The 238-nt window shown below is 72.3% G+C and carries 1 pseudogene; it reads left to right on the forward strand.

The annotated features are described in order from the left end of the window. Positions 1–238 (forward strand): annotated as a pseudogene (locus tag ACQG3P_RS23185) (ABC transporter ATP-binding protein); the annotation flags it as partial.

Genomic DNA, 238 nt, shown 5'->3' on the forward strand with positions numbered 1-238 from the left:
AAGCGGCCGAGCACCTGTGCCGCCACCTGCCGATCCGCCACCACGGCCCGATCGTGACCCAGGGGCCGATGCGCGAGCTGCTGGCCAAGCAGGACGGGGAAGGCTACCTGTTCGATATCGACGGTGAGCTGCCGACGCAGCTGCCGGTGATCGCGGGCCCCACGATGGGGGCCATCGCCGGGCACCCGCTGGCCGGGGACAGGCCGCGCGCGATGGCTCTGAACCGGGTGTTCGCGGA

It is taken from the genome of Stenotrophomonas sp. SrG, assembly GCF_050031795.1.
GTDB lineage: Bacteria > Pseudomonadota > Gammaproteobacteria > Xanthomonadales > Xanthomonadaceae > Stenotrophomonas > Stenotrophomonas rhizophila_A.